The organism is Streptomyces sp. NPDC001027 (assembly GCF_040299045.1).
Taxonomy (GTDB): domain Bacteria; phylum Actinomycetota; class Actinomycetes; order Streptomycetales; family Streptomycetaceae; genus Streptomyces.
In genome coordinates, this window is record NZ_JBEPBI010000288.1 from 1 (window position 1) to 8928 (window position 8928).

Below are 8928 nucleotides of genomic sequence, written 5' to 3' on the forward strand. Positions count from 1 at the left end.
CGCGGTGGGTGACGGCCACGTGCTGGGCTCCGAGACACGTGCGGTAGGACAGGGTGGTGTGTGCGGGGGCGCCCTCGGAAAGGGATGGGACTGCCAGGGCGCCGCCCGGCTCCGGGCGGCGCAGGACACCGAACGGGCCGAGGTCGGCGCTGAGGCGGCCCGGGCGCATGAGGGAGACCGGTGATCGAAGGCGGCGTCGAAACAGGCTCGGGGAGGGGGATTCGAGCCCGGACACGGATGTGCGGACACCGCTTCGCCGCGTGTCGTCAGTAGCCGGTGCCGCGCTTGACCTGGTTCCGCTCGATCCCGTGGGCGGCGCCCTTGTCGTCCAAGGTGCGGCAGGCGTCCTCGATGTCCTGGCTGAGGCGATCGACCTGCTCGCGGCTCAGGGTCTCCTTGACCAGGGCGCGCAGGATCTTCACCCGTTGCGCGTCGGGCGGGAGCGTGTACGCCGGCACCATCCATCCACGCTCGGCCGAGAGCTGCCAGGCGATGTCGGACTCGTCGTACGAGTGCTGACCGGCGAGACGGAAGGCGACCAGCGGCAGTTGCTCGAGATCGCTCCCGATCACCTCGAAGCGACCGCCGCCGCGCAGGTTGTCCGCCAGCGCCCGGGCGTTGTCCTGCATCATCTTCATGACGTAGGTGTAGCCCTGGCGCCCCAGCCGCACGAAGTTGTAGTACTGCGCGAGCACCATCGAGGAGCCGGTGGAGAAGTTCAGGGTGAACGTCGCGTCGGTCTTGCCCAGGTAGTTCTCGTAGAACACCAGGTCCTCGGCCAGGTCGGACTCCTCGCGGAAGACGAGCCATCCGATGCCCGGGTAGACCAGGCCGTACTTGTGGCCGGACGCGTTGATCGAACGGACCTGCTCGAGCCTGAAGTCCCATTTCGAGTCGGGGTACAGGAAGGGCCATACGAATGCCCCGCTGGCGCCGTCGACGTGGATCGGGATGTCGAGGTCGCGCTTGGTGCGCACGTCCCTCAGGAGGGCGTCGATCCCGACGACGTCGTCCTTGTGTCCGGTGAACGTGGTGCCGAGGACGGCGACGACGCCGATCGTGTTCTCGTCGATGCGGGGCTCGACGTCCTCCGGCCCGATCGTGTACTTGCCCTCGGCGAGCGGCACGATCCGCGGCTCGACGTCGAAGTAGCGGCAGAACTTCTCCCACACGACGTGGACGTCACCGCCGAAGACCAGGTTGGGCCGGTCCGTCGACAGACCGGCCGCCTGGCGGCGCTTGCGCCACTTCCACTTCAGCGACAGCGCGCCGAGCATGATCGCCTCGGACGAGCCCTGCGTCCGGCAGCCGGTGGTCCTGCCCGGCGCGTGGAAGAGATGGGCGAGCATGCGTACGCAGCGCTGCTCGATGTCCGCGGAGATGGGGTACTCCGCATGGTCGATGAAATTGCGGTGCAGGTTCTCGGCGATCAGCCGCTGCGCCTCCGGCTCCATCCACGTGGTGACGAACGTGGCGAGGTTGCGCTGCGGATCGCCCTCCATGGCGAGATCCACGTCCACGAGCCGCATCGCATCGGTCGCGGTCATGCCCTCCTCGGGGAAGGTCTCCGAGGGAGCGGGCATCGTCAGAAATCGATTACCGAAAAGAACTGAATCCTCACTTTTGGTCATACGAGGATTCAAACAGCGCGGGGCCCCGTTGCGGGCGAGGGACACACGGAACACCCGCACGCACCGACCGGGGCCGCGCCGCGTCCCGGCCGCCGCCGATGCTCGACCGGCCCGGCGACGGCGCCTCGGGCCGGGCATGCCGACGCGGCAGCGCCCCACCCGGTCGAGACGGATCTCGTCGCGCTTCACGTCCCACGCCGACGGACACGGGCACGGCTTCAGCGATGCTCGGGGTTGTCGGCGCCTGCGTGGCAGTCCGCGTCCCATTGCGAACGCTGGTTGCCCGTTGCGGGGATGCCCCCGGCGCGTTTGAGCAGGGCGGCCATGTGCATGAGGTTCCAGGTCATGAAGGACGTGTTGCGGTTGGTGAAGTCGTTCTCGGGGCCGCCCGAGCCGGGGTCGAGGTACGACGGACCGGGGCCGGCCGCACCGATCCAGCCGGCGTCCGCCTGGGGCGGGATCGTGTAGCCGAGGTGCTGCAGGCTGTAGAGGACGTTCATCGCGCAGTGCTTGACGCCGTCCTCGTTCCCGGTGATCAGACAGCCGCCGACCCGACCGTAGTAGGCGTACTGGCCCTGGGAGTTGAGCAGCGAGGAACAGGCGTAGAGGCGCTCGACGACCTTCTTGGTCACCGAGCTGTTGTCGCCCAGCCAGATGGGTCCGGCCAGGACCAGGATGTCGGCGGCCATGACCCGCTCGTAGAGCGCCGGCCACTCGTCGGCGGCGAAGCCGTGCTCGGTCATGTCGGGATACACGCCGGTGGCGATGTCGTGGTCGACGGCCCTGATCAGTTCCGTCGCCACACCCTGCGCCTCCATGATCGCGCGGCTCCTGTCCACCAGCCCCTGCGTGTGGCTGAGCTGGGGGGACGGCTTGAGGGTGCAGTTGACGTAGAGCGCGCTGAGATCGTCGAAGCGGTGGGGAGGGGGTGTGTTCATGACGGGCAGCGTCTCGCGTGTACGCGGTTTTGTCCCGGTTCGACGCGCCCACGAGGCCTTACGAAGCGGTGACGCGTCCGGCGGGTCCAGGGATTCCGGCACGGCCGCCTTCCTGGCACAGCCGTGCGCGTGCGCTCTCCCGACGGCGTCGCCAGGCCGGCGGGACGTCAGGAAACACGCCTAGAGCCCCAGGTCGAGCGCGAGGCAGGAGTAGAACTTCGACGAACCGTCCGGGTCGTAGAGGTCGTTGCGGCCTCCCGGCTCGGTCGCCACTTCCTCCGTCATGTCCTCGAAGCGGATGCGCTCAGGAAGGCTGCCGTAGCGCAGGTGACGTGCGTCGGCGGCGGTGTCGGTCGCGAGTATCTCGTTCATGGCCAGTCCCTTTTCTCCATCGGGGTCGCATCACCCCGGCGCCTCACTCGGCGGTCATCAGCGTGCGCACCGAGGTCATCACCTGTCAAGCAGGTGACGTCACGCGATCGACTTTCCGGCGGACTCATCACCGTCGGGGTCTCGTACGCAGGGAAGGGTCGCCCGCGCTACGGGCTCAACAAGAGCTACCGCTCGGCGAGTTCTTCGAGTCATGCCTGTACGGCCGCAACGCGGCTCCCCGGCATCCCTTTGGCGCAAAATCGGCATCACCGGTTTGACTGGTGACGACAGCCGTGCAAATGTCATCGCGTCCAGGGCCGCCAGACCGCAGACCGGTGCATCGGCGCCGGGCGCGTCGATCCCCGGCGCATCGGTCCTCGGCCGGCTACAGCGGCGCGACGAAGGAGTACAGATGTTCAACAGGCGCACTTTCGGCAAGACCGTCGGACTGGGCACCGGCGCGGCAGCGCTCGCACTGTCGGGTCTGCCGGCCAACGCCTCTGCCGCGACCACACCGGCCAGGACGCACGGCATGACCGCTCCCGCCACGTCCGCCGCGTCCGCCGCGTCCGCCGTCCCCTCCGGGACCCACACCGGCTTCGGTGCGCTCAAGCACGTCAGGGCAGGCCTCCTGGAGATCGCCTACGCCGAGGCCGGGCCCGCCCACGGGCCCGTCGTCATCTGCCTGCACGGCTGGCCCTACGACATCCACAGCTTCGTCGACGTCGCCCCGATCCTCGCCGACCGGGGCTATCGCGTCCTCGTGCCGTATCTCCGGGGCCACGGCGGCACCCGTTTCCTCTCCCGGCACACCCCGCGCACCGCGGAGCAGTCCGCGGTCGCCCTGGACATCGTCGCCTTCATGGACTCACTGAAGATCGACAGGGCCGTGCTGGCGGGCTTCGACTGGGGTTCGCGGACCGCCGACATCATCGCCGCCCTGTGGCCGGAACGGGTCAAAGCCCTGCTCTCCACCGGTGGTTACCTCATCACCGACCGCAAGGCGCAGCTGGAGCCCGCCGCTCCCGCCGTCGAGCACAACTGGTGGTACCAGTGGTACTTCGCCAGCGATCGCGGCAAGAAGGCCATGGAGGACGTCACCGAGCGCATCGCGCTGTGCCGCTACGTATGGACGCTCGTCTCCCCCGACTGGGCTTTCGACGACGCCACCTACCAACGCACCGCCGAGGCCTTCACGAACCCCGACTACGCCGCCGTCGTCCTCTTCAACTACCGCTGGCGCATCGGCCTCGTGGAGGGCGAGCAGCGCTACGACCGCTACGAGAGGCAGCTCTCCGCCCAGCCCTCCATCGGTGTTCCCACCGTCACGCTCGACGCAGCCCTGGACCCCTTCACCCCGCCCGGCGACGGCTCCGCCTACCGCCACCGCTTCACCGGCCGCTACGACCACCGCACCCTCGCGAACGTCGGACACAACGTGCCGCAGGAAGCACCCAGCGCGTTCGCGCAGGCGGTCGTGGACGCCGACCGCCTCTGAGACACCGCGTCCGCCCCGCGACCGAGCCCACGACGCCGGCGACGCGACCCCGACCGCACACTTCACCGCCTTGACTGGTGACGCAGGCCACGGGATCCCGCGTCACCGGCCGCCAGAGCCATCACGCATCAGTGAGGAAACCCCATGACCGTCGTACGCCTCCACCTCGTCTCCACGCTCGACCCGAAGGGCGTGCTCGACGTCCTGACCGACTTCAGCCCCTCGCGCGCCCGCGTCTGGTCCACCATCGACGCCGACCACTTCGAGGTGCACGGACTCGGGGACACCTGGGCCGAGGTCACCGAGGGAACGGCGGCCGCCTGGGAACGGGCGCGTTACGAGTGGGAACCGGGCGGCGACACCGTCACCGTCACCACTCTCGACTCCAAGCTCTTCGGAGCCGGCGGCGGCTGGGTCTTCCGGACGACGGCCGAGCCGGACGGAACCCGGGTGGACGTGGAACTGACGCGCCGGCCCAGCGCGCTCAAGGGCCGGCTGTTGGCAGCGCTGCTGCCGGTCGTCGCCCCGGCGTCCCTGCGCAGGTCGCTCGCCGGGCCCCTGCAGGCACGATGACGCCCCGAGCGTGACGGTCGCCGCCCGAGCGGGGCACGGATGCTTGCCCCACCGGACGGTCACCCGTCAGAATGGTGACGTGAATCTTGACCACGTCTTCGTGTGCGGACACCCTGTCCTCGACTTCGCGGCCACCCTGAGGGCCCGGCGCTCAACCCGTTTCGAGATGTTCGCGACGCCTGAGCGGCTCGATGCCTGGTACCTGGAGTCGGGGCTTGTCGACGTGATCCCCCCTGCGGACGAGGACGACGTCCGCGAGGCGATCGTGCTGCGCGAGGCCGTGTACCGGCTGATCACCAACCGTCGCCTCCGCGAGGACTTCGACCGGGGGGCGCTGGCCGTGGTCAACGCCGAGGCACGCAAAGCCCCCGCGACACCCCAACTCACCCTGGCGGGGCGGCACACCGACGCCACCCCCGGGCAGGCGCTCGCCACTGTGGCCCGGCTCGCCGTGGAGCTGCTCAGCGGCCCCGACGTCCCGCTGATGAAGGAGTGCGGCAACCCCGAGTGCACGCGCGTCTACATCGATCGCTCGCGCGGCATGCGCCGGCAGTGGTGCGGCATGGATTCCTGCGGCAACAAGATCAAGGCGGCCGCCTACCGTGCACGTAAGAAGAGCACGCCCGCGGCGACCACGCACTGACTCCGCGACCGGCCATAGGTCGACCCACGCGAAATAGACCCGCGTGAAATCGACCCGTTCGGCGCCGGTGTGAAACAGGTGACGGGTTCAGCAATTCACCGCCAGGACCATTCCGCGTCGCCGGGTCGCGCAGTCGTCGTCCGCCCGAGAAAACGGGTGAACGCAGTCGAGCGGAAAAACGTCTTCCGGCGGCGGCCTCTCCCCCGCGCCGCGCTCCTCTCCACCACGCGGAGCCGGGTCCGGCACATTGCTGTCGTGGGCACTGTGTGCCAGCTGAAGGTTCTTCCCGGGGAAGGGGGCGGTCGACAGGCTCGGGGTGTCGACCACTCGGGTCGTCTCCGTCGAGTCCCTCCGGGAGAGACCACCATGGACATCCGGCAACTCCGAACCTTTCACCGCGTGGCCGCGCTGGGAAGCTTCACCCGGGCCGCGGCCGAACTGAACTACGCGCAGTCCTCGGTGACCGCGCAGATCCAGAGTCTCGAAGTGTCCCTGGGGGGCGAGCTGTTCGAGCGGTTCGGGGGCAAGGTGAAGCTGACCCCGGCGGGAACGCGACTGCTGCCCTACGCAGGACAGATGCTGGCCCTGGCGGACGAGGCACGCGGCGCCGCGTCCCCGGACGCGCAGCCCGAGGGCGTGCTGGCCATCGGCACGATGGAGAGCATCACCTCGTACCGGATGCCGCCGGTGCTCGAGTACTTCCACCACCGCTACCCCCGGCTGCAGATCGCCCTGCGACCGAGCCTGTGCGCGGAGACGCTGCACTCGCTGCGCCAGGGGCTGTTCGACGCCGGCTTCCTGATGGAGGCCGAGACGCAGCACTCCGGGGTGCACAGCGAGGTGCTCGGCGTGGAGCCGCTCGTCGTGGTGGCGTCGCCGGGGCATCGCCTCGCCGGGGCGTCGAAGGTGGCGACCGACGATCTGCGGCAGGAGTCGGTGCTGGCCCCGGAGGCGGGCTGCGCCTACCGGGAGCTGCTGGAGGCGGAGCTCAACGACGGCACGGGCGAGCCGGTGCCGTTCTTGGAGTTCGGCAACATCGAGGCCATCAAGCGCGGTGTCGGCGCCGGCCTCGGGATCAGTCTGCTGCCGCGGATGACGGTCGGTCAGGAGCTGTCGGCCGGGACGCTGGTGCCGCTGGCATGGGAGCCGCCCTTCGAGCTGTTCACCCAGCTGGCCTGGCGCAAGGGGGCGCAGCTGTCCCGGGAACGCCGGGTGTTCGTGGAGCAGGTCATCGACTTCCTGAGCCGGGAGTACCAGGAGTCCTGACGGCATCCGCGAGAAGCGGTGGAGTGCCTGGATTTCATGAGCGGCCCGCATGCTGCATATGAATGTTTCGACTTTATCGATCGATGAAGTCGATAAAGGTCATCTGCAGAGCCGAACGGGATTTCTGGACTTCCTTCTCGAGCGACGTGAAGAATGTTGTGCACTCCCAGAAATACGGCAAGGAGAATCCCTATGTCCCCTCAGGTCGTACTCCCGGCCAAACGGTTCGTCGTGTCGAGCGTCTCGTCCGACGCCCATATGTGGAATCTCGTTTTCCTCCAGCTGCTGCTGGAGGAGCAGGGCGCGCAGGTCACCAATCTCGGCGCGTGCGTGCCCGACGACCTCATCATCGAGGAGTGCCGGACGTCGCGGCCGGACGCGCTCGTCATCAGCACGGTCAACGGACACGGCCACCTCGACGGCCTCCGGCTCATCCGCCGTATCCGCAGCGAGCCGGACCTGGCGGACCTGCGGGTGGTGATCGGGGGGAAGCTCGGCGTCCGGGGCGCGGAGAACATCGTGTTCGCCGAGGAGTTGGCGCTCAGCGGCTTCGACGCGGTCTTCGAGGCCGACGCCGGGATCGACGCCTTCCAGGACTTCCTGGGCTCACTCGACAGCGCCGAGCGCCCCGCTCTGGAGCCGGCGAGGGCAGCCGCATGAGCGGTGTCGCGAGGATTCCGGAGCGGTATGCACCGCAGGTCCTCCCGCGCGGACGCTTCTCGCGTCACGTCCGAGAGGCGCACGCCCGAGGTCGGCTGGTCGTGCAGCCCCGTATGGGGTTCGCGGACCTGGCCACCATGCGTGAAGGGCTGATGGGCGTGAGAGGCGCCCACGCCACCGCCATCGGCACGATCACCCTGGACAGCTACACCCGTGTCAACGACCACGACTCCGCACGCCAGGCACTGCGCACGGGGGCCGAGCTGAACGGGTTCCCGCTGGTCGCCCATGGGCCCGAGGCCACCCGGGAGTTACTGGGCTCGGTGTCGCGGCCGGACTTCCCGGTGCAGGTACGCCACGGTTCGGCGCTGCCGTATCCGCTGTTCCGGGCGATGGTCGAGGCCGGCGTGGACGCCACCGAGGGCGGCCCGGTGTCGTACTGCCTGCCGTACAGCCGGGCGCCGATCAGCGAGGCGGTCAAGGCCTGGGCGCGGTGCTGCGAGCTGATCGCGGCGCAGCCCGATCCGATGCATCTGGAGAGCTTCGGCGGCTGCATGCTGGGGCAGTTGTGTCCGCCGAGCCTGCTGGTGGCGCTCAGTGTGCTGGAGGCGCTGTTCTTCAGGGAACACGGTCTGAGCGACATCTCGTTGAGCTATGCCCAGCAGACGCATCCGGGGCAGGACATGGAGGCGATCGCCGCGCTGCGCCGGCTGGCCGGCGAGCGGCTGGCGCGGGCCGACTGGCATGTCGTGCTCTACACCTTCATGGGGGTGTTCCCCCGCACGTCGGTGGGTTCGTACCGGATCCTCGAGGAGAGTGTGCGGCTCGCCGTGCACACCGGCAGCGAACGGCTGATCGTGAAGACGCCGGCGGAGGCGCACCGCATCCCGACGATCGCCGAGAACGTGGACGCGTTGGAGTTCGCCGCGTCCATCGCGAGGGACGAGGCGGAGCGTGCTCCGGACGTCGTGGCGACCGACTCGGGGATCTACGAGGAGGCGCGGCTGCTGGTGGACAGCACTCTGGAGATGGCGCCGACGGTCGGCGAGGCGTTGGTGCGGGCCTTCGGCCGCGGTCATCTGGACGTGCCGTACTGCCTCCATCAGGACAACGCCAACAAGTCCCGGGCCTATGTCGATGCGGCGGGCATGCTGCGGTGGGCGGAACCGGGACGGATGCCCCTGCGGGTGGCGCCCGGCGCCTCCCGGCGGCCGGTCAGCGCGAGGGGCCTGCTGACGATGCTCGGGTTCAACGAGCGGCGTTTCGACCGTGAGCAGATGACGCACGGGCATCTGCGGCAGTTGCAGTACGCGTCGCCCGCCGGGCGACGGGACGTGTCGTGACGCC

9 protein-coding genes are annotated in these 8928 nt (G+C 69.1%); 6 read left to right on the forward strand and 3 right to left on the reverse strand.

Annotated features, from left to right (window positions below; all coding sequences use genetic code 11):
- Positions 1 to 266: 266 nt before the first annotated feature.
- From gad to ABT300_RS38160, 3 genes are all read right to left on the reverse strand, one after another.
- Complete coding sequence (gad, locus tag ABT300_RS38150; protein WP_351686037.1) at positions 267 to 1631, reverse strand: glutamate decarboxylase; 1365 nt, start codon at positions 1629 to 1631, stop codon at positions 267 to 269.
- 218 nt (positions 1632 to 1849) lie between these two features.
- Positions 1850 to 2569: a flavodoxin family protein gene (locus ABT300_RS38155; protein ID WP_351686039.1), complete on the reverse strand. Its 720-nt coding sequence runs from the start codon at positions 2567 to 2569 to the stop codon at positions 1850 to 1852.
- A gap of 180 nt (positions 2570 to 2749) precedes the next feature.
- Positions 2750 to 2941 carry a hypothetical protein gene (locus tag ABT300_RS38160; protein WP_351686041.1) on the reverse strand — a complete coding sequence of 64 codons (192 nt, stop codon included), beginning with the start codon at positions 2939 to 2941 and terminating at the stop codon, positions 2750 to 2752.
- Positions 2942 to 3353: 412 nt separating this feature from the next.
- On the opposite strand from ABT300_RS38160, the gene ABT300_RS38165 reads away from it, so the two are divergent.
- From ABT300_RS38165 to ABT300_RS38190, 6 genes are all read left to right on the forward strand, one after another.
- Positions 3354 to 4439: an alpha/beta fold hydrolase gene (locus tag ABT300_RS38165; RefSeq protein WP_351686043.1), complete on the forward strand. Its 1086-nt coding sequence runs from the start codon at positions 3354 to 3356 to the stop codon at positions 4437 to 4439.
- A 144-nt stretch (positions 4440 to 4583) separates the two neighbouring features.
- The gene (locus ABT300_RS38170) at positions 4584 to 5012 is read left to right on the forward strand and encodes a hypothetical protein (protein WP_351686045.1); all 429 of its coding nucleotides are present in this window, start codon (positions 4584 to 4586) and stop codon (positions 5010 to 5012) included.
- Positions 5013 to 5091: 79 nt separating this feature from the next.
- Positions 5092 to 5655 (forward strand): CGNR zinc finger domain-containing protein, encoded by a 564-nt coding sequence (locus ABT300_RS38175; protein WP_351686047.1) that lies wholly within the window; start codon positions 5092 to 5094, stop codon positions 5653 to 5655.
- Between the two features lie 366 nt (positions 5656 to 6021).
- Positions 6022 to 6921 carry a LysR family transcriptional regulator gene (locus ABT300_RS38180; RefSeq protein ID WP_351686049.1) on the forward strand — a complete coding sequence of 300 codons (900 nt, stop codon included), beginning with the start codon at positions 6022 to 6024 and terminating at the stop codon, positions 6919 to 6921.
- 192 nt (positions 6922 to 7113) lie between these two features.
- Entirely contained in the window at positions 7114 to 7581 is a 468-nt protein-coding gene (locus tag ABT300_RS38185; protein WP_351686051.1) for a cobalamin B12-binding domain-containing protein, read from the forward strand.
- Positions 7578 to 8924 carry a methylaspartate mutase gene (locus tag ABT300_RS38190; RefSeq protein ID WP_351686053.1) on the forward strand — a complete coding sequence of 449 codons (1347 nt, stop codon included), beginning with the start codon at positions 7578 to 7580 and terminating at the stop codon, positions 8922 to 8924. Before ABT300_RS38185 ends, ABT300_RS38190 begins: the two co-directional genes overlap by 4 nt.
- The last annotated feature ends 4 nt before the right edge of the window (positions 8925 to 8928 follow it).

Coding starts and splice junctions, on each gene's coding strand:
- gad (WP_351686037.1), bottom strand. CDS start 1,631: ATGACCAAAAGTGAGGATTCAGTTCTTTTCGGTAATCGATTTCTGACG.
- ABT300_RS38155 (WP_351686039.1), bottom strand. CDS start 2,569: ATGAACACACCCCCTCCCCACCGCTTCGACGATCTCAGCGCGCTCTAC.
- ABT300_RS38160 (WP_351686041.1), bottom strand. CDS start 2,941: ATGAACGAGATACTCGCGACCGACACCGCCGCCGACGCACGTCACCTG.
- ABT300_RS38165 (WP_351686043.1), top strand. CDS start 3,354: ATGTTCAACAGGCGCACTTTCGGCAAGACCGTCGGACTGGGCACCGGC.
- ABT300_RS38170 (WP_351686045.1), top strand. CDS start 4,584: ATGACCGTCGTACGCCTCCACCTCGTCTCCACGCTCGACCCGAAGGGC.
- ABT300_RS38180 (WP_351686049.1), top strand. CDS start 6,022: ATGGACATCCGGCAACTCCGAACCTTTCACCGCGTGGCCGCGCTGGGA.
- ABT300_RS38185 (WP_351686051.1), top strand. CDS start 7,114: ATGTCCCCTCAGGTCGTACTCCCGGCCAAACGGTTCGTCGTGTCGAGC.
- ABT300_RS38190 (WP_351686053.1), top strand. CDS start 7,578: ATGAGCGGTGTCGCGAGGATTCCGGAGCGGTATGCACCGCAGGTCCTC.